Annotated in this window: 24 protein-coding genes; 15 read left to right on the top strand and 9 right to left on the bottom strand. The window is 63.9% G+C overall.

Translation table 11 applies throughout. The features are described 5' to 3' along the window. Positions 1 to 118: 118 nt before the first annotated feature. The 5 genes from cysT to P0D89_RS17840 all read left to right on the top strand — a co-directional run bounded on the left by cysT (position 119) and on the right by P0D89_RS17840 (position 5,406). Complete coding sequence (cysT, locus tag P0D89_RS17820) at positions 119 to 1,018, top strand: sulfate ABC transporter permease subunit CysT (RefSeq protein WP_408359374.1); 900 nt, start codon at positions 119 to 121, stop codon at positions 1,016 to 1,018. Beyond that, positions 1,015 to 2,115 carry a sulfate ABC transporter permease subunit CysW gene (gene cysW, locus P0D89_RS17825; RefSeq protein ID WP_408359376.1) on the top strand — a complete coding sequence of 367 codons (1,101 nt, stop codon included), beginning with the start codon at positions 1,015 to 1,017 and terminating at the stop codon, positions 2,113 to 2,115. The genes cysT and cysW overlap by 4 nt, the downstream gene beginning before the upstream one ends. Further along, positions 2,115 to 3,173, top strand: a complete 1,059-nt coding sequence (locus P0D89_RS17830; protein ID WP_408359378.1) for a sulfate/molybdate ABC transporter ATP-binding protein — start codon at positions 2,115 to 2,117, stop codon at positions 3,171 to 3,173. Before cysW ends, P0D89_RS17830 begins: the two co-directional genes overlap by 1 nt. A gap of 83 nt (positions 3,174 to 3,256) precedes the next feature. Beyond that, complete coding sequence (locus P0D89_RS17835) at positions 3,257 to 4,183, top strand: CysB family HTH-type transcriptional regulator (RefSeq protein ID WP_408359380.1); 927 nt, start codon at positions 3,257 to 3,259, stop codon at positions 4,181 to 4,183. A 179-nt stretch (positions 4,184 to 4,362) separates the two neighbouring features. Continuing rightward, positions 4,363 to 5,406: an asparaginase gene (locus P0D89_RS17840; RefSeq protein WP_408359382.1), complete on the top strand. Its 1,044-nt coding sequence runs from the start codon at positions 4,363 to 4,365 to the stop codon at positions 5,404 to 5,406. Between the two features lie 160 nt (positions 5,407 to 5,566). On the opposite strand, the gene lysM is transcribed toward P0D89_RS17840, so the two are convergent. The 4 genes from lysM to gcl all read right to left on the bottom strand — a co-directional run bounded on the left by lysM (position 5,567) and on the right by gcl (position 10,569). After that, complete coding sequence (lysM, locus tag P0D89_RS17845) at positions 5,567 to 6,058, bottom strand: peptidoglycan-binding protein LysM (RefSeq protein ID WP_408376951.1); 492 nt, start codon at positions 6,056 to 6,058, stop codon at positions 5,567 to 5,569. Between the two features lie 740 nt (positions 6,059 to 6,798). After that, positions 6,799 to 7,707 carry a 2-hydroxy-3-oxopropionate reductase gene (locus P0D89_RS17850; RefSeq protein ID WP_408359386.1) on the bottom strand — a complete coding sequence of 303 codons (909 nt, stop codon included), beginning with the start codon at positions 7,705 to 7,707 and terminating at the stop codon, positions 6,799 to 6,801. Positions 7,708 to 7,844: 137 nt separating this feature from the next. Beyond that, entirely contained in the window at positions 7,845 to 8,654 is an 810-nt protein-coding gene (gene hyi, locus P0D89_RS17855; RefSeq protein WP_408359388.1) for a hydroxypyruvate isomerase, read from the bottom strand. Positions 8,655 to 8,793: 139 nt separating this feature from the next. After that, a complete protein-coding gene (gene gcl / locus P0D89_RS17860) occupies positions 8,794 to 10,569 on the bottom strand; it encodes a glyoxylate carboligase (protein ID WP_408359390.1) in 1,776 nt (591 codons plus the stop codon). Between the two features lie 193 nt (positions 10,570 to 10,762). On the opposite strand from gcl, the gene P0D89_RS17865 reads away from it, so the two are divergent. The 10 genes from P0D89_RS17865 to P0D89_RS17910 all read left to right on the top strand — a co-directional run bounded on the left by P0D89_RS17865 (position 10,763) and on the right by P0D89_RS17910 (position 18,788). Beyond that, positions 10,763 to 11,677 carry a LysR family transcriptional regulator gene (locus tag P0D89_RS17865; protein WP_408359392.1) on the top strand — a complete coding sequence of 305 codons (915 nt, stop codon included), beginning with the start codon at positions 10,763 to 10,765 and terminating at the stop codon, positions 11,675 to 11,677. A 143-nt stretch (positions 11,678 to 11,820) separates the two neighbouring features. Beyond that, positions 11,821 to 12,621, top strand: a complete 801-nt coding sequence (locus P0D89_RS17870; protein WP_408359394.1) for an RNA polymerase sigma factor — start codon at positions 11,821 to 11,823, stop codon at positions 12,619 to 12,621. Then, on the top strand, positions 12,611 to 13,666 hold the full coding sequence (locus P0D89_RS17875; protein ID WP_408359396.1) for an anti-sigma factor family protein: 1,056 nt from the start codon (positions 12,611 to 12,613) through the stop codon (positions 13,664 to 13,666). The genes P0D89_RS17870 and P0D89_RS17875 overlap by 11 nt, the downstream gene beginning before the upstream one ends. 308 nt (positions 13,667 to 13,974) lie before the next feature. Then, positions 13,975 to 14,349, top strand: coding sequence for a 30S ribosomal protein S6 (gene rpsF, locus P0D89_RS17880; RefSeq protein WP_006048823.1), 375 nt, complete (start codon positions 13,975 to 13,977; stop codon positions 14,347 to 14,349). A gap of 50 nt (positions 14,350 to 14,399) precedes the next feature. Further along, positions 14,400 to 14,699, top strand: a complete 300-nt coding sequence (gene priB / locus P0D89_RS17885; protein ID WP_408376953.1) for a primosomal replication protein N — start codon at positions 14,400 to 14,402, stop codon at positions 14,697 to 14,699. A gap of 2 nt (positions 14,700 to 14,701) precedes the next feature. Beyond that, positions 14,702 to 14,977, top strand: coding sequence for a 30S ribosomal protein S18 (gene rpsR, locus P0D89_RS17890; RefSeq protein ID WP_149673187.1), 276 nt, complete (start codon positions 14,702 to 14,704; stop codon positions 14,975 to 14,977). 27 nt (positions 14,978 to 15,004) lie between these two features. Further along, on the top strand, positions 15,005 to 15,457 hold the full coding sequence (rplI, locus tag P0D89_RS17895; protein WP_408231402.1) for a 50S ribosomal protein L9: 453 nt from the start codon (positions 15,005 to 15,007) through the stop codon (positions 15,455 to 15,457). Positions 15,458 to 15,649: 192 nt separating this feature from the next. Then, positions 15,650 to 17,035, top strand: a complete 1,386-nt coding sequence (locus P0D89_RS17900; protein WP_408359398.1) for a replicative DNA helicase — start codon at positions 15,650 to 15,652, stop codon at positions 17,033 to 17,035. Positions 17,036 to 17,151: 116 nt separating this feature from the next. Further along, positions 17,152 to 17,778, top strand: a complete 627-nt coding sequence (locus P0D89_RS17905; protein WP_007182106.1) for a DUF47 domain-containing protein — start codon at positions 17,152 to 17,154, stop codon at positions 17,776 to 17,778. Then, on the top strand, positions 17,778 to 18,788 hold the full coding sequence (locus P0D89_RS17910) for an inorganic phosphate transporter (protein ID WP_408359400.1): 1,011 nt from the start codon (positions 17,778 to 17,780) through the stop codon (positions 18,786 to 18,788). The genes P0D89_RS17905 and P0D89_RS17910 overlap by 1 nt, the downstream gene beginning before the upstream one ends. Before the next feature lie 142 nt (positions 18,789 to 18,930). Here P0D89_RS17910 and P0D89_RS17915 read toward each other — a convergent pair whose 3' ends face one another. The 5 genes from P0D89_RS17915 to P0D89_RS17935 form a co-directional block, all read right to left on the bottom strand. Beyond that, a complete protein-coding gene (locus P0D89_RS17915) occupies positions 18,931 to 19,734 on the bottom strand; it encodes an SDR family NAD(P)-dependent oxidoreductase (protein ID WP_408359402.1) in 804 nt (267 codons plus the stop codon). A 126-nt stretch (positions 19,735 to 19,860) separates the two neighbouring features. Beyond that, positions 19,861 to 21,117, bottom strand: coding sequence for a C40 family peptidase (locus tag P0D89_RS17920; protein WP_408359404.1), 1,257 nt, complete (start codon positions 21,115 to 21,117; stop codon positions 19,861 to 19,863). 203 nt (positions 21,118 to 21,320) lie between these two features. After that, the gene (locus tag P0D89_RS17925) at positions 21,321 to 23,183 is read right to left on the bottom strand and encodes a PhoH family protein (protein WP_408359406.1); all 1,863 of its coding nucleotides are present in this window, start codon (positions 23,181 to 23,183) and stop codon (positions 21,321 to 21,323) included. A 356-nt stretch (positions 23,184 to 23,539) separates the two neighbouring features. Then, entirely contained in the window at positions 23,540 to 24,001 is a 462-nt protein-coding gene (locus P0D89_RS17930; RefSeq protein ID WP_408359408.1) for a peroxiredoxin, read from the bottom strand. 141 nt (positions 24,002 to 24,142) lie between these two features. Further along, on the bottom strand, positions 24,143 to 25,036 hold the full coding sequence (locus P0D89_RS17935) for a polysaccharide deacetylase family protein (protein ID WP_408359410.1): 894 nt from the start codon (positions 25,034 to 25,036) through the stop codon (positions 24,143 to 24,145). Positions 25,037 to 25,046 lie beyond the last annotated feature (10 nt).

A 25,046-nucleotide genomic window follows, 5' to 3' on the forward strand; every position in this document is an offset into this window, starting at 1 on the left:
GCACGGCGCGGCAACGCGCCACTTTCGAGCGCGCCCCTGGGCGCGCTTTCGGCCAACCGGAATCCGGCGGCCGAAGATCGGTATCACAACGCAAGCATCAACCTGAAGAGTATCCAGCATGACGACGTTGACCTTCCGAAAACCGAGCGCGCTGCCCGGTTTTGGCCTGACACTCGGCATCACGGTGGCTTATCTGAGCCTCGTGGTGCTGATCCCGCTGGCGGCGACCTTTCTCAAGACCGCGACCCTCGACTGGGATCAGTTCGTGCGCGCCGTGACGTCGCCACGGGTGCTCGCGTCGTATCGCCTGACGTTCTTTTCCGCGCTCGGCGGCGCGCTGATCAACGCGGTGTTCGGCTTTCTGGTCGCGTGGGTGCTGGTGCGCTACACGTTTCCGTTCAAGCGCATCGTCGACGCCGTGGTCGATCTGCCGTTCGCGCTGCCCACGTCGGTGGCGGGCATTTCGCTCGCGGCGGTGTACTCGGGCAATGGCTGGATCGGGCAGTTTCTCGAACCGCTCGGCATCAAGATCGCGTTCACCCCAGCCGGCGTGCTGGTCGCGCTGACCTTCATCGGCTTGCCGTTCGTCGTGCGCACGGTGCAGCCGGTGCTCGAGGAGTTCGAGCGCGAGCAGGAAGAGGCGGCCGCGTGCCTCGGCGCATCGCGCTGGCTGACGTTTCGCCGCGTCGTGTTGCCGGCGGTGTTCCCGGCGCTGCTGACCGGCTTCGCGCTCGCGTTCGCGCGCGCGCTCGGCGAATACGGCTCGGTGATCTTCATTGCCGGTAACGTGCCGATGAAGTCGGAGATCACGTCGCTGCTGATCATCACCAAGCTGGAGCAATACGACTATGCGGGTGCGACCGCGCTGGCGGTGGTGATGCTGGTGGTGTCGTTTCTGATGCTGCTGTTCATCAATAGCTTGCAGTGGTATTTGCAGCGCCGCACGAGCCGCGGCGGCGCGGGGCCGGCGCCGGTTGCCGCAACGAGTGTCGTCGCGATCGGCGGAGGTGTGCAATGAGCCGCCAATCCGTGAACGACGCGAATCGCGCGGACCATGCGAATCGCGCGCATCACGCGAACAACAGCGCGGCCGTGGCGCTTGCGCCGCGTGCGCCACTGAACGTCGCGCGCCGGCCCGACCCGGTGACCGAACGGCCCGTGGTGCGCTGGCTGCTGACCGGCATCGCGCTGCTGTTTCTCGCGCTGTTTCTGGTCGTGCCGCTGGTCGCCGTGTTCTATCAGGCGTTGAACAAGGGCCTCGCTTTCTATTTCGAAGCGCTCGCCGATCCCGATGCGCTGGCCGCGATCAAGCTGACCGTGATCACCGCCGCGATCGCCGTGCCGCTGAATCTCGTGTTCGGCCTGGTGGCGTCGTGGTGTATCGCCAAGTTCGAATTCCGCGGCAAGGCGCTGCTGACCACGCTGATCGACCTGCCGTTTTCGGTGTCGCCAGTGATCTCGGGTTTGATCTACGTGCTGATGTTCGGTGCGCAGGGCTGGTTCGGTCCGTGGCTGCAGGACCATGACGTGCAGATCATCTTCGCGGTGCCGGGCATCGTGCTGGCGACGATCTTCGTCACGTTCCCGTTCGTCGCGCGCGAGCTGATTCCGCTGATGCAGGCGCAAGGCAACGACGAAGAGGAAGCCGCGCATGTGCTGGGCGCCTCGGGCTGGCAGATCTTCCGCCGCGTCACGCTGCCCAACGTCAAATGGGGCCTGCTGTACGGCGTGATCCTGTGCAACGCGCGGGCGATGGGCGAGTTCGGCGCGGTGTCGGTGGTGTCGGGCCATATTCGCGGCCAGACCGACACGATGCCGCTGCACGTCGAGATTCTCTACAACGAATACAACTTCTCGGCGGCGTTCGCCGTGGCGTCGGTGCTGGCCTTGCTCGCACTCGTGACGCTGGGCCTGAAGCTGCTCGCCGAGCGCCATATGTCGGCGGAGCTGTCGGCCGCGCGCGACGTGCCTGCGTATGCCGGGCCGCCCACGCAGCCCGCCGCTGCGCTGTCGGAAGCGCATGGCGCGGCACGTTCCGCATCACATTCGTTCTCGCAGTCCGTCAACGCGACACATGCGACGCCGCAACACCCGCTCAAGCAAGGAGAGCTGTAATGGGTATCACCGTTCGTAACCTGCAAAAGCGCTTCGGCGATTTCGTCGCGCTCGACAACGTCTCGCTCGACTTCCCGCCGGGCGAGCTGGTTGCGCTGCTCGGGCCGTCGGGCTGTGGCAAGACCACCTTGCTGCGCGTGATCGCCGGCCTCGAATACGCGGACGGCGGCCAGGTCGTGCTGCAAGGTCAGGACGTCGCGACGGTCGGCGCGCGTGAGCGCGAAGTGGGTTTCGTGTTCCAGCATTACGCGCTGTTTCGCCACATGACGGTGTTCGAGAACGTGGCGTTCGGTTTGCGCGTGAAGCCGCGCAAGGAGCGGCCCTCGGAAGCGGTGATCCGCGAGAAGGTGCATGAGCTGCTGAAGCTCGTGCAACTCGACTGGCTCGCGCAACGCTATCCGTCGGAATTGTCGGGCGGTCAGCGGCAACGGATCGCCTTGGCGCGCGCGCTGGCGGTCGAGCCGAAGGTGCTGCTGCTCGACGAACCGTTCGGCGCGCTCGATGCGAAGGTGCGCAAGGAGTTGCGCAGCTGGTTGCGGCGCCTGCACGACGATCTGCATATTTCGACGATCTTCGTCACGCACGATCAGGAAGAAGCGCTCGAAGTGGCCGACCGCATCGTCGTGCTCAATCGCGGCCATGTGGAGCAGGTCGGTAGTCCGCAGGACGTGTATGACCATCCGCAGACTTCGTTCGTCTACGAGTTTCTCGGCGCGGCCAACCGTTTGCACGGCAAGGTTGACGCAAGCGGCTTCGTGGTCGACGGCGCGGCGTTGCCGGTTGCGATCAGCGCGGATTTCCACGGTCCCGCATTCGCATATGTGCGGCCGCACGATCTGCAGTTGTATCCGCAGGCGTCGGGGCATCGCGAAGGGATTGTCGTCGACGTGCGGCGCGTGGTGACGCTGGGCGGCTCGGTGCGGGTCGAACTCGCGGGGCGCGAGGGCAATCTGCTCGAAGCCGAACTCGATCGCGAATCGTGGCGCGATCTGCAACTGGCCGTCGGTGATGGCGTGACGGCGGTGCCGCGCGCATTGCGCGTTTTTCCCGCGCAATAAGCTTTGCAATGTAACGTGTGAGCACCCAGCGTTCCAGTCGAATACCCAAATAACTCAACTCTGGCTGAACCGGAGACATACAGATGAATTTCCAGCAACTGCGCTTCGTGCGCGAGGCCGTGCGTCAGAACATGAATCTGACCGAAGTGGCGAACGTGCTGTACACGTCACAGTCGGGCGTGTCGAAACAGATCAAGGATCTGGAGGACGAACTCGGCGTGGACATTTTCGTGCGGCGCGGCAAGCGTCTGACGGGCCTGACGGAGCCGGGCAAGGCGGTGCATCAGCTGATCGAGCGGATGCTGCTCGATGCGGAGAATCTGCGCCGCGTCGCGCGTCAGTACGCCGATCAGGATAGCGGCCATCTGGTAGTGGCGACCACGCATACGCAGGCGCGCTATGCGCTGCCGAAGGTGGTCCGTCGCTTCACCGAGGTGTACCCGAAGGTGCATCTGGCGCTGCGCCAGGGCAGCCCGCAGCAGATCGCGCAGATGATCATCAACGGCGAAGCGGATATCGGCATCTCGACCGAAGCGCTCGACCGCTTCCCGGATATCGTCACGTTCCCGTGCTATTCGTGGCATCACGTGGTGGTCGTGCCGAAGGGGCACCCGCTGGTGGGGCGGCCGAATCTGACGCTCGACGAGATCGCCGAATTCCCGATCGTCACCTACGACCAGGACTTCACGGGCCGCTCGCACATCGACCAGGCGTTCGCGAAAGCGGGGGCGTTGCCCGATGTCGTGCTGACCGCGATCGACGCCGACGTGATCAAGACGTACGTCGAACTCGGCATGGGCATCGGCGTGGTCGCGGCAATGGCCTACGATCCCAAGCGCGACACCGAACTCGTCGCGCTCGACACGCAGCATCTGTTCGAAGCGAGCACGACGCGCGTCGGCCTGCGCAAGGGCGCGTTTTTGCGCGCGTACGCGTACCGTCTGATCGAGATGTTCGCGCCTCAGTTGAACGAGGCGGACATCGCGGCACAGTTGCGCGAAGCGGCTTGATGCAGATGCCGGACCTTCGGGTCCGGCATCTGAAGCGCGCATTGAAGGCGCGTTGACCGTGCATTGATACGCGCCGCGTTCGCGCGGACCCGGCGCGTATTTCAGGCGAACCCCGCAACCCACGGGCGGCCGTTTTTTCTTGCGTGGCGGCGCGCGGCGCATCGCTTACAATCGCCGCCATGAACACTTCAACTTCCTCTTCCGCGCCGCCTTCCGGGCAGGGCGCCACGCCTCCGCTGCCGCGCATCGCCGTGCTGGCGACCGGCGGCACGATCGCCGGGGCCGCCGCCGACGCCACCAATACGTCCGGCTATCAGGCGGGCGTCGTCGGCGTCGATCAATTGCTGGCGGTGGTGCCGGCCTTGTCCACCGTGGCGCGCATCGCGCCCGAGCAGATTGCCAGCGTCGACAGCAAGGACATGGCGATGCAGTTGTGGACCACGCTCGCGCAACGCATCAACACGCTGCTCGCAGCCGACGACATCGACGGCGTGGTGGTCACGCATGGCACCGACACGCTTGAAGAAACCGCGTACCTGCTGCATCTGACGATCAAATCGGACAAGCCGGTCGTGCTGACCGCGGCGATGCGCCCGGCGTCGGCACTATCCGCCGACGGACCGCTGAATCTGCTGAACGCGGTGACGGTTGCCGCGCATGCGGGCTTGCGCGGGCAGGGCGTGCTGGTGGCGTTCAACAACCGGATTCATAGCGCACGCGACGTGGTCAAGACGAGCACGTATGCGATCGATGCATTCCAGTCGCCCGAGATCGGCTCGCTCGGCTGGGTGCAGGACGGGCGCGTCGAATTCCAGCGCGGCGTGGTACGTGCGCATACGCTCGCGACCGAGTTCGTGATCGGACCGACATGGCCGCATGTGGAAATCGTTACGAGCTATGCGGGCGTGTCGCGCATCGCGGTCGACGCGCTGGTGGCCGCCGGCGTGCGCGGTATCGTCGTGGCGGGCACCGGCAATGGTTCGATTCACGCGTCGATGTTGCCAGCGCTCGCCGATGCCATTTCGCAGGGCGTGGCGGTGGTGCGCTCGTCGCGCGTGGGTTCAGGACACGTGATGCACAACGGCGCGGCCGCTGACGATGCGCTCGGTTTCATCAGCGCGGGCTCGCTGAATCCGTACAAGGCGCGGGTTCTGCTGATGCTGGCACTGGCCGCGGGTGGCACGGGACCGGTCGCGTTGCAGAAGGTGTTCGACACGTATTGATAATGATGCGGTAATGACCCACTCGCAGGCAGCACGTGTCTGTTCTGTGCGTGAAGGCTCAATGAAAAAACGCGGCGCCCAGTTTTCAATCCGGGTGCCGCGTTGTCGTTTTGGCGCGCGCGTTACAGCGGCGCGTGATGGTCTATCACACCAGAGCGCATCACTGCGGCGGGATCACCAGCACCTGGCCCGGATAAATCTTGTCCGGGCTTTTCAGCATCGGCGTGTTCGCCTGGAAGATCACATCGTTCTTCGCGCCGCTGCCGTAATACTTCTCGGCGATTTTCCACAAATTGTCGCCGGACACGACCGTGTGGAACTGTGTCGGCGCGGCGGCGGGCGTGGTGACGGTCAGTTGGTCGTCGACCTTGTCGACGTTGTGCACGTTGCCGGCGGCGACGAGGATCTTGTCCTTGGTCGGCTGGTCGGCTGCCTGGCCGGCGACGGTGACCGTGTGGCTGGTGCCGTCGTAGCTCACCTGCAGATTGGTGGCGTCGAGGCCCTGGCTGCGAATGTAGGTGGCGATCGCGTCGCCCGCGGTTTTATTCAGCGCGGCGAGGTCGGGCGCGGCGGGCGCGGCGGCCTGCGCGGAAGTAGACGCGGCGCCGAACAGCTTTTCGCCGGCTTCCTTGATGAAACTGAGAATACCCATCGATCACACTCCTGACGTAGTGGCACAAGAACAAGTTGAGCACGGGGTTGTGCACTGGCTGCGAGATCTCGCGAGAGATTTGAATCACACGCGCACGACATGCGGATGACACGCGTCGCGCGATGCAGGAAGCGATGCACGGCGCGCGTCGCGTTCGCAAACGTAACGAACGCAGCCAACCGGACTCAACGAGTTTAGGAGAAAAGCGCGCAGCGATGTGTCAAAAAAGGTGGGAAGACGGCGCGGAGTTGCAAGCAAATGCAAACGGACGTGCAAGCAGGCGGCATGCATGATTGCACCCGCTGCGAGAGGTTGGCGGAAAAAGCATGACGATGAATCCGACAGCCGGACACCCGACGACGACGTCTGACCGACCAAGGCTTCCCCGGCGTCGCCGGGTGCCGCTGCGGACCCCACTTGCCGCTCTCAGCCCAGAGCGGCACGATTTGCCCGTTGCGCCGCGCATGCTGCACGACGAACGGGCGCCCCACCTGTGCTTGCGATGATGCCGACGATGCGGCGATCACGGCAAACCGTATGACTGTCTGAAGTACTTTTTATGTGCCGCCGATGACACTTGCGGCACGCTCCCCGATTGGCCTGTCGCTGTTTCGCGTGATCTGTTGCGGCTCGCTGTTGCGCGTGTTCATACGACTCGCGCAGCAGCGGCGATTCGAAGCAGGCATGCTGCAACGAACCTGCACGGTCAACCCCGCAACCAGCTCACAAGATGACCCGCTTCAAGCCGCCTTCGCTTCGTTGCCCGGCGCTTGCGCGACCTCATGATTCCCCATGATTTCCAGCGCGCGCACCATCGCCGAGTGATCCCATGCCTTGCCGCCGTTCGCCGCGCACACGCTGAACAGTTGTTGCGCGCTCGCGGTATGCGGCAGCGCGATGCCCAGCTTGCGCGCGCCGTCGAGTGCGAGGTTCAGGTCCTTCTGATGCAATTCGATACGGAAGCCCGGATTGAACGTGCGTTTGGTCATGCGCTCGCCATGCACTTCGAGAATCCGCGACGACGCGAAGCCGCCCATCAAAGCCTTGCGCACGCGCTCCGGATCGGCACCCGAACGCGACGCGAACAGCAACGCTTCGGCCACCGCTTCGATGTTCAGCGCAACGATGATCTGATTGGCCACCTTGCAGGTCTGACCCGCGCCGTTCTCGCCGATCAGCGAGATGTTCTTGCCCATCAGTTCGAACAGCGGTTTCGCCGTTGCGAACGCTTTTTCCGGGCCGCCCACCATGATCGTCAGCGACGCTTCACGCGCGCCGACTTCGCCTCCGGACACCGGCGCATCGAGATAGTCGACGCCGAGCGCGTTGATCTTCTTCGCGAATGCCTGCGTGTCGAGCGGCGAGATCGAGCTCATGTCGATCATCAGCTTGCCCTTCGTGAGACCAGCGGCGACGCCGTCGTCGGCGAACAGCACGTTGGCGACGTCAGGCGTGTCCGGCACCATGATGATGACGATGTCGGCGGCCTGCGCGACAGCGGTCGAATTGGCGACCACGCTGGTCGTTTTGGCGAGGTCTTCCGGCACCGGGTAGGCGCCGTTCACAAACAGTGAATGACCGCCCTTGATGAGGTTGCGCGCCATGTGCGCGCCCATGATGCCGAGGCCGATGAAACCGATCTTTGCCATGTGTCTGAATCTCCAGAGTTGTTTGGGGTCCCCCAAGGGGACTTCCTTCGGGGCGCGAGGCGCGCGATATGCGCTGGCCCCGCTCGTTGCGCGTGACCGTGCCAGATGCGCTCCTTACACGACGCCCGTGCAGCCGCTCAAGCAGCCGCGTGCGCGGCGCCGCGCGCTTGCCCGGCCACGGTTTGCACCCAGCCGAGGCCGGCGGTGGTGCTCGTGCGGGGCTTGTACTCGCAGCCGACATAGCCGTCGTAGCCAAGCGAGTCCAGCAGCGCGAACAGGTACGGATAGTTGATCTCACCGGTGCCCGGTTCGTTACGGCCCGGGTTGTCGGCGAGCTGGATGTGCGCGATCTGCGGCAGGTTCTTCCTGATGGTCGCCGCGAGTTCGCCTTCCATCCGTTGCATGTGATAGATGTCGTATTGCAGGAACAGGTTGTCCGAGCCCACCGCGCGAATCACGTCGAGCCCTTCGCTCGAACGGTTCAGCGCGAAGCCGGGAATGTCGTACGCGTTACACGGCTCGACCAGCAGCTTGATGCCGGCCTTCTTCAATTCGCCCGCGGCGAAGCGCAGGTTGTCGACGATCGTCGCGCGCGCCTTGTCCGCATCGACGCCCGCCGTCGGAATGCCGACGAGGCAATTCACTTGCGGCACCTTGAGCGCGCTCGCGTATTCGATCGCACGGCCGACGCCTTCCTGAAACTCGCTCAGCCGATCCGGCAAGCACGCGATGCCGCGTTCGCCAGCTTCCCAGTTGCCCGCCGGCAGGTTGTGCAGCACCAGCTTCAGGCGGTTCTGCTGCAAACGCTCGCTCAACTCGGCGATCTGGTACGGATACGGGAACAGGAATTCGACGGCGTGAAAGCCCGCGTCCGCCGCGGCCGAAAAGCGCTCGAGGAACGGGACTTCGTTGAACAGCATGGTGAGATTCGCTGCGAATTTCGGCATGGTGCTTGTGTCTCTCTGGTCGGTCAGTGAAATAACTTCTTGAGGTAATTTCGTTCGTGGCGCGCATCTCACACGCGATCGGGCAGCGCTGCGTTGCGACGCTGCCCATCGTGCTCACGCGATGCAAAACTGGCGAGGCTCAGTCGAGCATGCTAATCGCGGTCGGTGCGTCTTCGCGCTTCGCGGCCAGTTCTTCGAACTCGTTGATCGCGTCGATCTCGGTGCCCATCGAAATGTTGGTCACACGTTCGAGAATCACTTCGACGATCACCGGCACGTTGAACTCGGAGAGCATCGACTGTGCCCTTTGCAGCGCGGGCTTCAGCTCTTCCGGCTTGAACACGCGGATCGCCTTGCAGCCCAGACCTTCGGCGACCGCGACGTGATCCACGCCATAACCGTTCGTCTCAGGCGAGTTGATGTTCTCGAAGCCGAGCTGAACGCAGAAGTCCATCTCGAACGCGCGCTGCGCCTGGCGGATCAGCCCGAGGTACGAGTTGTTCACCACCACATGCACATAGGGCAGCTTGAATTGCGCGCCGGCCGCGAGTTCTTCGATCATGAACTGGAAGTCGTAGTCACCCGAAAGCGCGACGATCGGACGTTGCGGGTCGGCGGCGCGCACACCCAGCGCTGCCGGAATCGTCCAGCCGAGCGGGCCCGCCTGGCCGCAGTTGATCCAGTTGCGCGCCTTGTACACATGCAGGAATTGCGCGCCGGCAATCTGCGACAGACCGATCGTGCTCACGTAGCAGGTATCGCGGCCGAACACCTGGTTCATCTCCTCGTACACGCGCTGCGGCTTCATCGGCACGTTGTCGAAGTGCGTCTTGCGCAGCATGGTGCGCTTGCGTTGCTGGCAGTCGGCGACCCATGCGCCGCGGTCCTTCAGCTTGCCGGCGGCCTTCCATTCGCGCGCCACTTCGACAAACAGTTCGAGTGCTGCCTTCGCGTCCGACACGATGCCCAGATCCGGACCGAACACGCGGCCGATTTGCGTCGGCTCGATGTCGACGTGCACGAACTTGCGGCCCTTCGTGTAGACCTCGATGCTGCCCGTGTGGCGGTTCGCCCAGCGGTTGCCGATGCCGAGCACGAAGTCCGACGCGAGCATCGTCGCGTTGCCGTAGCGGTGCGAAGTTTGCAAACCGACCATGCCGGCCATCAGCGGGTGGTCGTCGGGAATCGCGCCCCACGACATCAGCGTCGGGATCACCGGCACGCCGACGGTTTCGGCGAACGTCACCAGCAGGTCTTCAGCGGCCGCGTTCAGCACGCCGCCGCCCGAAACGATCAATGGCTTGTCGGCCTCGTTGAGCATCGTCAATGCAGCTTCGATCTGCTTGCGCGTCGCCTTCGGCTTGTAGACCGGCAGCGGCTCGTACGTGTCGATGTCGAATTCGATCTCCGCGAGCTGCACGTCGATCGGCAAGTCGACCAGCACCGGACCCGGGCGGCCCGAGCGCATCAGATGGAACGCCTGCTGGAACACGCGCGGCACCAGCGCCGGTTCGCGCACGGTCACGGCCCACTTGGTGACGGGCTTGGCGATCGATTCGATATCGACGGCCTGGAAGTCTTCCTTGTACAGACGCGCGCGGGGCGCCTGACCCGTGATAGCGAGAATAGGGATCGAGTCGGCCTGGGCGGAGTACAAACCGGTGATCATGTCGGTGCCGGCGGGGCCCGAGGTGCCGATGCACACGCCGATGTTGCCCGGCTGCGCCCGCGTGTAGCCCTCGGCCATGTGCGACGCGCCTTCGACGTGGCGCGCCAGCACGTGGCTGATGTTGCCGGCCTTGCGCATCGCCGAGTAGAACGGATTGATCGCGGCGCCCGGCACGCCGAACGCGGTGTCGATGCCTTCTTTTTCGAGCACCAGCACGGCTGCGTCGACGGCTCTCATCTTGGCCATGAATGTCTCCTGAATGTCTGGGGGATATCTGGAAATAGGCGAACCAAAGCTTGTTGAGGGCAACTGTAGGCCCGACCTAAACGTTTGATAAGATCAGTCGGGGTCGCTTATTTCGAGACAAAAAGTATGTAATGGCGCGAAGCTCGCAGGCGACCCGGAATGCGGCGTGGACTGCGACCCGGAGGAGACACAGATGGACCGCTTCAAACAGATCGAAACTTTCGTGCGCGTCGCCGACGCGGGCAGCCTCGCGGCGGCCGCGCTGGAAGAGGGCGTGTCGCCGGTGATTCTCGGGCGCCGCATCGACGCGCTGGAAAAGCGCCTCGGCGTGAAACTGATGTACCGCTCGACGCGGCGCCTCGTGGTCAGCGAAGACGGCGCCGCGTTTCTGGAGCGCTGCCGGGGGCTGCTCACCGAGTGGGACCAGGCGGAAAACGAACTGAGCGCCGGACGGCGCGCGGTCAACGGCCATCTGATCGTATCGGCGCCGGCCGCGTTCGGGCGCAAGCACGTCGCGCCGCTCGCGCCGGCTTTTCTCGCCGACAAGCCGGAGTTGCAGGTGTCGTTCAATCTCACCGACCGGGTCGTGGACCTGGTGCGCGAGGGCTACGACCTGTCGATCCGCATCGGCGGCGCGGTCGATCCGAACTTCGTCGCGGTGAAGCTGGCGTCGAACCGGCGCGTGGTGTGCGGCACGCCGGACTATTTCCGCCGGCACGGCAAGCCGAAAACGCTCGAGGATCTGCCGCGCCACAACTGTCTCGCGTTCAATCTGCAAGGCGGGCAGAACCGCGGCTGGTATTTCCGCCGCAACGGCAAGCTGGCGACGGTGCGCGTGGGCGGCACGCTCGACTGCAACGACGGCGAACTGCTGCATCGCTGGGTATCCGAAGGGCTCGGGCTCGGCTGGCGTTCGACGTGGGAAATCCAGCAGCAACTGGCGCGCGGCGAACTCGAAACCGTGCTCGACGAATACGCGCTGCCCGACTACGACATTCTTGCGGTCTACCCGCAGCAGCGCTATGTGCCCGCCAAGGTGCGTTACTTCATCGATTATCTGAAAGAGGTGTACGCGAGCGAGGATTACTGGAACCGGCCGGCGTACTAGCGAGCGGCTTTTCACGTTTTTTGCGCGCATATTGCCAATCCGGCGGCGACGGCGGGAATAAACTCGGCAGATGGCCGGTTATGCGGTGAGGGGAGCGTTACGACGCGCCGCACAGCATCGCCGCAATGCCTTGGAGGGCCGAGGTGGTCCAGACCGATTCAGATGCCGCCGCTCACGAGCGGCGCGAAACCGACGCAGCCAGGAGCCGCCGCTTCCAGCAGCTCGCGCTGCCGCACCTGGACGCCGCGTACAACCTCGCGCGCTGGTTGTGCGGCAACGCCAGCGACGCGGAAGACGTGGTGCAGGAAGCCTTCCTGCGCGCGTTCCGTTTCTTCGACACGTTTCGCGGCGACTCGGCGCGGCCATGGCTGCTGGCGATCGTGCGCCGCACCTGGTACACCGAATGGCGGCGGCGCGCGTCGCCCCAGGACATGCTCGAATTCGACGACACCATGGACGACGCCGTGTTCGACGGCTGGAGCGCGGGCGGCGCCGATCCGCAGGCGCTGCTGATCCGCGACGAGGACACGCGGCTGGTGCACGAGGCGCTCGCGCAGCTGCCAGTCGAATATCGCGAGGTGCTGATTCTGCGCGAACTCGAAGAGATGGGTTACCGGGAGATCGCCGCGGTGGCTGACCTGCCGATCGGTACGGTGATGTCGCGGCTCGCGCGGGGGCGGCGCAAGCTGGCGGCGCTGTTGAAGGCGACGCCGGGGGCGTCGGCCGGGAAAGACGCGTGCGGGTCCGCGCGTGGCCAGCCGGAGGGTCCGGAGCAGGCGCGGCATGGTCTTCCCGATTTGCCCGACAGCGCTCCGCGTATGGCCGCCGGCAAGCCGGCTACCGCGACGGTCATGCCGCTGCGGGCGTCCGCCAACGGGCGGCCGCTCAACATTCCCGGCGGCAACACCGCTGGTCCAGTCAGGGAGACGCCGGATGGACTGTAACGAAGCACGGCCGCTCCTCGATGCGAACGCCGATCATGAATTGCCCGCGCCGGATGCTAGGCGCGTCCAGCAGCATATCGAGAGCTGCGATGCTTGCCGGCGCGACAGCGAAAGCCTGCGGGCGCTGAGTGGGGCGCTGCGGGCGGCGCCATATCATCGCGCGCCGCAGTCATTGCGAGCGCGAATCGTGGCGGGATTGCCGGCGCTCGAGGATGCCTTGGCGATGTCTGGAGCGGCGGCTGGAGGAGATGCGGCTGCTGAGGCGGTTGGAGCAGGCGGGGCAAACGGAGAGGCGAGGACGGCTGGAGCGGCTGATGCAGATAGTGCGGCCGCAACGGTTGAGACCGCTGGAGCCCGCGTAAGGCCGGACTCGGCGCCAAAGACACGCCCACGCCAGCGCCGTTGGCCTGCCTGGCTGACCGGCTGGCGTATTCCGGAAGGCGGTTTTGGCCAACCGGTCGCCGCCGGCCGGGCGAACCGTGTGCTCACACCAGGCTGGCTGGCCGCATTCGCTGTCGCGTTGTGCGCGGCGACGGCGATCATCACGCTGAATCTGCGCCGTCCGGCCGACTTCACGCCGTTCGCCGACGAACTGGTGGAAAGCCACGTGCGGGCGCAGGTGTCGGGCCGCGACATCGACGTGATTTCGACCGACCGGCATACGGTCAAGCCATGGTTCAACGGCCGGCTCGACTATTCACCGCCCGTCGAGGACCTGGCGGCAAGCGGCTTCGCGCTGGAGGGCGGCCGCCTCGACTACATCGGGCATCAGCGGGTGGCCGTGCTGGTGTACCGCTATCGAAAGCACGTGATCGACGTCTACGTGTTCCCGCAGGCCGGCTCCGGTGGTGCACGTGCGGGCCGGGGCGCGGACGGCGCGGCGCCTACGGCTCTTGCGCACGAAGGCTATTCGATTGCGCGCTGGGACGTGGAAGGCATGACCTGGTGGGCCATCACCGACGCCGCGCCCGATGCACTGAGCGGCCTCGAAGCGGCGCTGAAGGCGCGCTTGCAAGGAGGCAGCGAGCGCAGCGAGGGCGGCTGACGGCCCGGCAAGTGCGCGGGGAGGCGGTGTGCAGAGTGCAGTGGCTCGGTGAGTAGCAGGACGCGGGCAAAAGGTGGGCCGGTCGCTGCGTGGAAGTGGGCAGAGGCGACCGGTAGAAGGGTCGCGCTCCTCCACTCAGTCCGCCTTGCATCACTCCGTCGCCCCTAAACCCTTGAAAACACACCCGATTCATGCGTCGCATCATCGGGATATCTTGCAACCCGGCCCCATTCGGGTTACACTCTTTGGCTTCTCACTTGCCACACCGGTTCCGACGCCCGGGTGGCTTTAATCCACAAGGAGTGTGTATGCGTCATTATGAAATCGTCTTTATCGTGCATCCCGATCAGAGCGAGCAAGTGCCCGCCATGATCGAGCGTTACAAGAGCACGATCACGTCGCACGGTGGCCAGATCCACCGTATTGAAGACTGGGGCCGTCGCCAACTGGCCTACATGATCGAGAAACTCGCGAAGGCTCACTACGTCTGCATGAACATCGAATGCGACCAGACCACGCTCGACGAGCTGGAACACGCGTTCAAGTTCAACGACGCTGTCCTGCGTCACCTGATCGTCAAGATGAAGAAGGCCGAAACCGGCCCGTCGCCGATGATGAAGGAAGTGCAGCGCGAAGAAGCCAAGAAGTCGGCTGCTACGCAACCGTCCGAAGCGCAGGCTTAAGACACACTATTTAAGCTACCAGAACAAGCGTCGCTCTCGCCAAAGGCTTCATGAACCGGCTGCAACTCACGGCCAGCGTCGTCGAACGCGAACCGGTGCGGTACACCCTCGCCGGCGTTCCGATTGCAGGCTGCACGTTGCACCACCGCACGGAAGTCGTCGAAGCCGGCATCGCCCGGCAAGTCGAACTGACCATGCAGGCGGTCGCCGCGGGCGAAGCGAGCGGTAAGCTGGAAAGCTGTCAGATGGGCGTGGAAACGCTCTTCACCGGCTTCCTGGCGAAAAAGCACCGCAACGCAAGAACTCTGGTATTTCACATCACAGCATTGCAGGACATTGGAAAGGACTGAACATGCCCCGCCCGACTGGTAAGAAATTCGACAAGCGTCGTCAGCAACAAAATCCGCTCTTCAAGCGCAAGAAGTTCTGCCGTTTCACGGCCGCTGGCGTCGATCACATCGACTACAAGGACCTCGAAACGCTGAAGGACTTCATCGGCGAAAACGGCAAGATCACGCCGGCGCGTCTGACGGGTACCAAGGCCCACTATCAACGCCAGTTGGACACGGCAATCAAGCGCGCACGTTTCCTCGCGCTGGTGCCGTACACCGACCAGCACAAGGCCTAACCCGACGACGCGATAAGGAGCATCCGAATGCAAATCATTCTTCTGGAAAAAGTCGTCAATCTGGGCAACCTGGGCGATATCGTGAAGGTCAAGGACGGTTACGCACGTAACTTCCTGATCCCGAACAAGCAAGCTCGCCGTGCAACGAAGGAAGCCCTGGCTGAATTCGAAGTGCGCCGCGCAGAACTCGAAAAGATCGCCGGTGAAAAGCTGGCAGCCGCTCAGGCTCAAGGCGAAAAGCTGGCAGGCTCGACGGTTCAGATCGGTCAAAAGGCTGGCGTCGACGGCCGTCTGTTCGGCTCGGTGACGAACGGCGACATCGCTGAAGCACTGGTCAAGCAAGGCTTCGTAGTGGAAAAGGCGCAAGTGCGTCTGCCGGAAGGCCCGCTGAAGACGGTCGGCGAGCACCCGGTTCAGGTCTCGCTGCACACCGACGTTCTCGTCGATGTGACGGTGGCTGTGATCGGCGAACACGTCTAAGCAGACCGCGTCTAAGCAGACCGCGTCTAAGCAGACCGCGTCTAAACGCATCAAGTTTTGGTTGCCAGGACGTTGCTGGCGAAGGGCAGGGGCCGGGTAACCGGCCCCTGCCTTTTTTGTGCCCGTTTTTTTCGCGGGCTTTTTCATTTTCCCGCTCGCCGCCGCCGCCCGATTACCCGATAATTCCTCTCCATGAACGCACCGTCCAAAGATCCCCAACTCGAGTCGCTGAAAGTCCCGCCGCATTCGATCGAAGCCGAGCAATCGGTGTTGGGCGGCTTGCTGCTCGACAATGCGGCATGGGACCGCATCGCCGACTTCCTCTCGCAGAGCGACTTCTACCGTTACGACCACCGAATCATCTTCGAGCATATCGGCAAGCTGATCGCGGCCACGCGTCCTGCCGATGTGATCACGGTGTACGAAGCGCTCGGCACGTCGGGCAAGGCGGAAGACGTCGGCGGTCTGGCTTACCTGAACGCGCTGGCGCAGAACACGCCAAGCGCGGCCAATATCCGCCGCTATGCGGAAATCGTGCGCGATCGCGCGGTGCTGCGCCGGCTGGTTTCCGTCGCGGACGAAATCTCCGCCGACGCATTCAACCCGCAGGGCAAGGAAGTCCGGCAGTTGCTGGACGAAGCCGAATCGAAGGTGTTTTCGATCGCCGAAGACGGCGCGCGTGGCACGCAGGGCTTCCTCGAAATCGGGCCACTGCTGACCGAGGTGGTCGAGCGGATCGACACGCTGTATCACACCGCCAATCCAAGCGACGTGACCGGCACGCCAACCGGCTTTGTCGATCTGGACCGCATGACTTCGGGTATGCACGGCGGCGAGTTGATCATCGTCGCGGGCCGTCCGTCGATGGGTAAGACGGCATTTTCGATGAACGTCGGCGAATACGTGGCGGTCGAGTATGGCCTGCCCGTGGCGGTGTTCTCGATGGAAATGCCGGGTTCGCAGCTCACCATGCGTATGCTCGGCTCGGTCGGCCGGCTGGACCAGCACCGCATGCGAACCGGGCGCCTGACCGACGAGGATTGGCCGAAGCTCACGCACGCGGTGCAGAAAATGAGCGAGGCGCAGATTTTCATCGACGAAACCGGCGGTCTGAACCCGATGGAATTACGCTCGCGCGCACGCCGGCTGTCGCGTCAATGCGGCAAGCTCGGGCTGATCATCATCGACTACCTTCAGCTGATGAGCGGGTCGTCATCCGGCGAAAACCGCGCGACCGAAATTTCGGAAATCTCGCGTTCGCTGAAGAGTCTCGCCAAGGAACTCGACGTGCCGGTGATCGCGTTGTCGCAGCTCAACCGGGGTCTCGAACAGCGTCCGAACAAGCGGCCGATCATGTCGGATCTGCGCGAATCCGGCGCTATCGAGCAGGATGCGGACGTGATTCTGTTCATTTACCGCGACGAAGTGTATAACCCGGACAGCCCGGACAAGGGCACTGCGGAAATTATCATCGGCAAACAGCGGAATGGTCCGATCGGACCCGTTCGACTCACGTTCCACGGACAATTCACGAAGTTCGACAATTTTGCCGGCGCGCAGAATTTCTACAGCGAGTAGAGGAACAAATTAAGTGCCTGTTGTAACGGCGCTTTCAAAAGTGCGACATCGGTCCCGCGACGGTACAATATGGCGGTTTTATGTCAGCCATTACATGACCAATTTTCGGGATCCCAATGTTCGGTCGATTCATGCCCACCGAGGGCAAGTTCTTTGAAATTTTCAATGCGCACGCAACGTGCATCGTCTCGGCGAGCCGCGAACTCGAGTTGCTGATCGACAATCTGCAAGACGCGGAAACCCACAAGCAAAACGTGCAAAAAGCCGAAAAGGCCGCTGACAAGCTCACGCACGAAACCATCGACCTGCTGCACAAGACCTTCATCACGCCGCTCGACCGCGACGAGATCCACAAGCTGATCACCACGATGGACGACATCCTCGACCTGATGGAGGACGTCGCCACGGCCATCTCGCTGTACGACGTGCAGGCGGTGACCTCGGAAGCCAGCCAGCTCGCGCACATCTGCACGGCGACCTCGGAGCGCGTGCAGTTCGCGGTCAGCCTGCTGTCGGACATGAAGCAGGCGAGCCAGATCCTGAAGGCTTGCGAGGAAATCGACCGACTGGAGTCGGAAGCCGACCGCGTGCTGCGCTCGGCCATGTCGAAACTGTTCCGCGAAGAAGACAACGTCAAGACCCTGATCAAGCTGAAAGCAATTTACGAATTGCTCGAAACGATCACCGACAAGTGTGAGGATGTAGCGAACATCATCGAAGGCATCGTGCTGGAAAACGCATAATGCAATCGATACAACTTGCTGTCTGGGTCGTCGCCGGCCTGGTTGCCGTCGCGCTGATTTTCGACTTCATGAACGGCTTTCACGACGCGGCGAATTCGATCGCCACAGTCGTTTCCACCGGTGTGCTGAAACCGCAGCAGGCGGTGGCATTTGCGGCGGCATTTAACGTCATCGCATATTTCGTGTTTCACCTGAAAGTGGCCGCGACCGTTGGACGGGGCACGATCGATCCCAACATCGTCGACCATTACGTGATTTTCGGCGCGCTGGTCGGTGCGATCGGGTGGAACGTCATCACGTGGCACTACGGCATTCCTTCCAGCTCGTCGCATGCGCTGATCGGCGGGCTCGTGGGCGCGGCCCTCGCCAAGTCCGGCTGGGGCTCGCTCAACATGGACGGCCTGATGAAGACGGTGGCTTTCATCTTCATCTCGCCGCTGCTCGGCTTCGTGCTTGGTTCCTTTTTCATGCTGGCGGTGTCGTGGCTTTACTTCCGCACGCCGCCCAGCAAGGTCGACCGGCGGTTCCGTCGTTTGCAGCTGCTGTCGGCGGGCTTGTACAGTCTTGGCCACGGCGGTAACGACGCGCAGAAAACCATCGGCATTATCTGGATGCTGCTGATCGCGACGGGGTTTGCGTCGTCGCTCGCAGACGCGCCGCCGCTGTGGGTGATCGGCGGCTGCTATCTGTCGATGGGTCTCGGCACGCTATTCGGCGGCTGGCGGATCGTCCGCACGATGGGCCAGAAAATTACCAAGCTCAAGCCGGTCGGCGGCTTCTGTGCGGAGTCCGGCGGAGCGATCACGCTATTCACCGCTTCGTGGCTCGGCATTCCGGTGTCCACCACGCATACGATCACCGGCGCGATCGTCGGGGTCGGCGCTACGCAGAAGCTCAGCGCGGTGCGCTGGGGCGTGGCCGGCAACATCGTATGGGCGTGGATTCTGACGATTCCGGCCTCCGCGGTGCTCTCCGCGGCGGGTTGGTGGTTTGGGCACCGTTTCCTGTAAGTAGGCGTCGCGAGTGCGGGGCAGCGCTGCCCGCACGCGGCCGCTGACGGCGCGCAGGAGTCGACTGTCGGGCTTTAGCGTGCTTTAACGCGCGTTTCGCCCAACCTGTACGCTGTCTCGCGCATCCACCGCCGCCCGCCGCTCAGATCAGCGGCGCGCTGCCGCCATCCATCGGGACGATCGCGCCCGTCACATAGCTCGCGCGGCGGCTCGCCAGAAACAGCGCGACGTCGGCAATCTCCTCCGGTTTGGCATAGCGTCCGAGCGGCACTTTGGCCTGCCCGCGCGCCAGCGCTTCCGCGTTCTCGACACCTTGCTGCGCGGCTTCCAGTTTGACCGCTTCCTCGACGCGCTCGGTCAGCGTCGCTCCGGGGTTGATCGCGTTGATGCGGATGCCGTAGCGCGCGTAGTAATGGGCGAGGCCGACGGTGGCCAGCATCAAGGCGGCATTCGCGGCGCCGCCGGCGATGTGGATATCGCTCGCGATCTTGCCACCCATGCCGATGATGTTGACGATCGTGCCCGGTTCGCCGCCCCCCGTCTTCGCCCGCTCTGCCATGCGGCGCAGCACTTCCTGCTGCGGATAGATGTAGGGGAAATACTTAGCTTCCATCGTCGCCTTGAACGCGTCGGCGTCGAGCGTCTCCGGGTCGTAGCGGCGCGCCGCGCCGGCGCTGTTGATCAGCACATCGATCGGGCCGACCGCGGTGCTGACTTCCTCGACGATATCGGCGGCGCTGTGCGGTTCGTGCAGATCGGCGCGAGTCCGGTGCACGTGGAAGCCTTCCTGTTTCAACTGTTCGTACGCGCGCGCGAGATTGGCGGGATCGCGCGAAACGATCGCGACTTTCGCGCCTTCTTGAGCGAACGCGCGGGCGCAGGCGAACCCGATCCCCTTGCTGCCGCCCGTTATCAACACCACCTTGCTTTTCAGCCCAAGATCCATCGTCGCCACCCGGTGTAGGAAGAATATCGTTGACGATAGCAGATCGGCGGTGTCGCTGTGCCGTGCTGTCCCTTTGATGCAGCAGGAAGGCGGCGCGGTTCGATAGAGCGAGGCGGCGCTACGGCGTCAGAAGTTGCCGTTCGCGAAGCGGGCGATCGGATCGTCGTTGGTCTGCGTGGGCGCGGGAATGCTGCGCGAGGCTGTCGAGGCCCGCATGATCTGCACGCCGCCATTCGTATCGGCGTGTTGTGCCTGCTGAGCCTGACGGGCGGCGACAGAAGCGGGCGGCGGCGGCTCGAACGCATCGGCGGCGGCGTCGATTGCGTCGGGCGCGCGAGCAGCCGGGCTTTGTGGTGCGGCGCGCGCGGCCGTTGCGGTCTGCTCCGCCGCGGCGGTGGGGGGCGCGTAGTCGCTTGCTTGAGCGGCTGGAGCCATGGTCGGCGCCACGGCGCCGGCTGCGCGTGCCTGCATCTGTGCGGAGGTCATGCCAGGCGGCGGCGGTTCGAACGGATCGGCTTGCGCTGCCGGCGAGCCTGCTGTAGTGACAGGTATGGCAGAAGTCGGCTGGGCCGCCTTGGTCAACGATGCGCGCGGCGGCGTCGCAACCCGGACTGCTGGCTGTTGCGATGACAATTGAGCTTGCGCAGAACCGGCCGCATAGCCCGCCGACTCGGACTCAACAATGCCAGTGCTCGCCGAAGACGCCTCGCTTGCCGTCACGGCCGCCATCCCGCCCGCGCCCGCATACGCCGGCGCCGCGCGCGTCACCACCGGCGCAACCCGTTCCGGCGACTGCGGCGCCGCAGCCTGATAGCTCGGCGTATCGAACGGCGCAGGTGCGGCAGCCGGCCCGGCCACACGGCGGATACCGTCGAAGCGCTTGGCCCAATAGGGATTGGTCAGATAGTCGAGCCGCACCGTGCCGCCGGTAGACGGCGCATTGACGAAGCGCAGCTTGCCCACGTAAATGCCGACGTGCGAATGGGCGCGTCCCGTCGTATTGAAGAAAATCAGGTCGCCCGGCGCGATTTCATCCGGTTCGATCGTCTCGCCGCGTCCGCTCATATCCGCCGTGGTGCGAGGCAGATTCACCGACGCCGCGCGCAGCACGACATAGCGAACCAGTCCGCTGCAATCGAAGCCGCTATCGGGCGTATTACCGCCCCAACGGTACGGAACGCCGACCAGGCTCATCGCCTGAATCGAGATTTCCTCGCGGCCAATGCTGTGGTCGACGAAATGCGGAAAGCCCGGCGGCGGTGCGTGATACGCGCCGTTCGCCACCACGATCGAGCCGCCGGACCCGCGCGAACTCTTCTGCGGCGCGCCGGCGCAGGCGGCGAGCAGCAGGACGGGCAGCAGCGAAAACGCGAGTCGGCGCATTGAAGGCGAGGCGAGCGTTAAACGCCCGCTTACGGGCGGATGATCTCCGGATGGTAGCCCGCGAGACATGGCTCGGGCAAGAATTGTTGATAAATTACTTGAGGTTCGTGCGCTAAGTGTTGTCCCTCCGGGACGTCGGGCAATAAAAAAGCCGCACCCGGAATCCCGGGTGCGGCTTCGTGGTGCAGCTAACTAGCTGAAACTTAAAGAATTTCCGACGCGTAGTCAGCAAGTCGCGAGCGCTCGCCACGCGCCAGCGTGACGTGCCCGCTGTGCGCCCAGCCTTTGAAGCGATCGACCACGTACGTCAAACCGGAACTACCTTCGGTCAGGTAAGGCGTATCGATCTGCGCAATATTGCCCAGACAGATGATCTTCGTGCCCGGACCCGCGCGCGTGACCAGCGTCTTCATCTGCTTTGGCGTCAGATTCTGCGCCTCGTCGATGATCAGATACTTGTCCACGAACGTACGTCCGCGCATGAAGTTCATGCTCTTGACCTTCAGCCGCGACCGGATCAACTCCTGAGTGGCGGCGCGGCCCCATTCGCCGGCGGCGTCGTCGGTCTTCTGCAGGACTTCGAGGTTGTCGTCGAATGCACCCATCCACGGCTGCATCTTTTCCTCTTCCGTACCCGGCAGAAAGCCGATGTCTTCGCCGACCGGCACCGTGGCGCGTGTCACGATGATCTCGTTGTAGCGTTTGTCGTCGAGCACCTGCGCGAGACCGGCGGCGAGCGCGACCAGCGTCTTGCCGGTGCCGGCCTGGCCCAGCAGCGTGACGAAGTCGATTTCCGGATTCATCAGCAGGTTCAGCGCGAAGTTCTGCTCGCGGTTGCGCGCGGTGATCCCCCACACGTTGTTCTTGTGGTGGCCGTAATCGCGCAGCGTTTGCAGCAGCGCCGTCTTGCCGTTCAACTCGCGCACCAGCGCATGAAACGCGGGCTCGCCGTTTTGCGGCTCCAGATAGACGAATTCGTTGACCAGCATCGATGCGCACAGCGGACCCGTCACGCGGTAGTACGTGGTGCCGGTCTTGGTGTCCTGCCAGCTCTCCATCCCCTTCGCGTGCCTGGTCCAGAAGTCCTGCGGCAGCGCGCGGATGCCCGAATACAGCAGATCGCTGTCTTCCAGCACCTGGTCGTTGAAATAATCTTCGGCGGGCAGGCCGAGCGCATGCGCCTTGATGCGCATGTTGATGTCTTTCGACACCAGCACGACCTGGCGATCCGCCCGGTCGCGCTGCAGTGCGCGCACCACGCCGAGGATCTGGTTGTCGGCCTTGCCTTCCGGCAGACCTTCGACCGGCTCGATCGCGGTGAGCTTGGTCTGGAAGTACAGACGCCCGGATGCCTCGCGGCTGCCCAGCCGCGCGAGCGAAATGCCGTCGGACATGTTGCCGGCGTTCGCCACCAGCGCGTCCAGCGTGCGGCTCACCTGACGCGCGTTACGCGCGACTTCCGACATGCCCTTCTTGTGGTTGTCGAGTTCTTCCAACGTCATCATCGGCAGATAGACGTCGTGTTCCTCGAAACGGAACAGACAGCTCGGATCGTGCATCAGCACGTTCGTGTCGAGCACGAAGAGCTTCTGGACTTCGACGGGCTCGGTGGTCGCGCCGCGTTTCCTGCTCGTGCCACGCGTGCTCGGTACGGCGGCGACAGGCGTGCTGGCCGCAGGCTGTTTCGCGCTCGGCGCGCGGGCGACGACCGGTTGCGGTTCATCTGCGGGTGTGGCCAGTTCAGCTTGCGGCCGCGTAGTCGGAACCGGCTGCAACAGCGCAGCGGTCTGCTTCGATTTACGCCCGCGCGCCGGGGCGGTTTGCGCGGCGGACGAATCGGCAGCGGCGGACGACGAAACCGGCACAGGCCGCAACGTGGTCGCGGCATTGGCGGCGTGCGCCATCGGCGTGGCGACGTTCGCGCGGCCGTAATCGGCCGACTCTGCGGATTCCCCAACGCCTGCCTGTTTCTTCGCGGCGGAGCGAGCCGGCGCGGCGGGTTTGGCCTTGTATTCGTCAGGTGGTAGAAGATTGCCGAGCTTGCTGGGGGGAGTAGGCAAAGGCATGGTTTCCCTCGAATTTATCGGGTCACATATCGTGCGCCGCCTGTCGCATTCTGCCGGTGCCAGTGGATGCGCACGCAGTTTGCGCCCGGAGGCGCGCATTCGGTCTAGAGATGCCGGTTCGCCTGGTCTTCGATCGGCTCCTTGATGCAAGTGCGCGGCCGAATGAACGAACGGTTGCGCGCAACTAAAAAAGCCGCCGCCCCGGCGTACGGGGCAAGCGGCTCGCCTTCGGTGCTCGCGTCGCGCCTCATGACTGGGACGGCCCCGGTAAATCCGGGAAAGCGGCCGTCAAGTCTGGCGCAGCGGAGGAAAATGTGGGGTGGACAGGCACTCATTGCAACCCAATATAACGCGCCTCAAAGCGCTTGTACAGCCACCAGAATATCGTCGACATGGCCGGGCACTTTCACGCCGCGCCACTCCTCGCGCAGCACGCCATCGGCGTCGATGAGGAACGTGGAGCGTTCAATCCCCCGTACTTCTTTGCCATACATTTTCTTCATTTTGATGACATTGAAGAGCGCGCACAGGTTTTCTTCCGGGTCCGAGATCAGCGGGAAGGGTAGTTCGAGCTTGGCCTTGAAATTGTCATGCGAACGCAGGCTGTCGCGCGACACGCCAATGATTTCCGCGCCGGCCTTTTTGAACTTCGGATACAGATCGCGGAATTGCAGACCTTCGGTCGTGCAGCCCGGCGTGTTGTCCTTCGGGTAAAAGTACAGCACCACCTTCTTGCCCCGCAGCTTGGACAGCGTGATCTCTCCGCCGGTAGCGGGGGCGGTGAAGTCGGGGATGGGTTGGTCGACTGCGATGGACACGAGGTTCTCCGGTTGTTATGGCCGGCGCCGCATTGCTGCTGCGGCGTCGGCCTGGCATCGAGGCTTATGGGGAGGTCGGCCCGTGCGCGGCGTGCTCTCGCGCGGCGGCCGGGTCGTCAAGGTTGGCGGCTGGCCGGCCAGTCAGGGCTGGACAATCAGTTCGCCGGAGCGCCCCGGAATTTCACCCCACGTAACAGGGTACGATGGCAGCGTGCTGCGGTCTAGCGTGGCGTAGTAATCACCCATCGTCGCGAAGGTATGGCCTTGCGCGCGCCAGCCTTCCAGCAGTTGTTCGAAGATCGGCGCGAGCTTTTGCCCTTCGAGTTCCGCGTGCAGCGTGAACACCTGGTCGTGCGGATTATTGGCGGTGTGCCTGAGCATCCATTGCGCGACCGTGTGCTCGTCGACACCGTCCACGCCGAGCACTTCGTCGAGCGTGGGCAGCGTGGTCGGCATCTGCACATGCGTGAGCGTCCTGCCGCCAACCACCGGCAGATAAGGCGAATGACCGCGCCCGTCGGACGCGTAACGCATGCCCCACGCGTCGATCTGCTCGAATGCGTGCCCGTTCATCTGCCAGCCCGCCGCGCCGTGCGTGACCGGCGGAGCGCCGAATACCTCGACAAAACGGTCGTGGCTTTTCTGCATCTGCGCAGTGGTCCACGCGCGGTCTTTCGAGCGCACATTGTCCTGCCAGTACACGTGATCCCACGTATGAATGCCGCATTCGAAGCCGGCTTCGTGGATCGCGCGCATCTCGGCGGCCGCCTTCGCGCCGATGTCCGGACCGGGCAGCAGCACGCCGTACATCAATTGCTTGACGCCGTAGTGTTCGACCACCGAGGTGCGCGACACCTTCTTCAGAAAGCCCGGCCGCAGCACGCGGCGCATCGCCCAGCCGGTGTGGTCGGGGCCGAGGCTGAAGAGGAAAGTGGCGCGCGCCTTGAAGCGGTCGAAGATGCGCGCGAGATTCGGCACGCCTTCGCGGGTGCCGCGCAGCGTGTCGACGTCGATCTTCAGAACGATACGGGCCAAGGATCAGCCC

It is taken from the genome of Paraburkholderia sp. RL18-085-BIA-A (genome assembly GCF_046027075.1).
GTDB lineage: Bacteria > Pseudomonadota > Gammaproteobacteria > Burkholderiales > Burkholderiaceae > Paraburkholderia.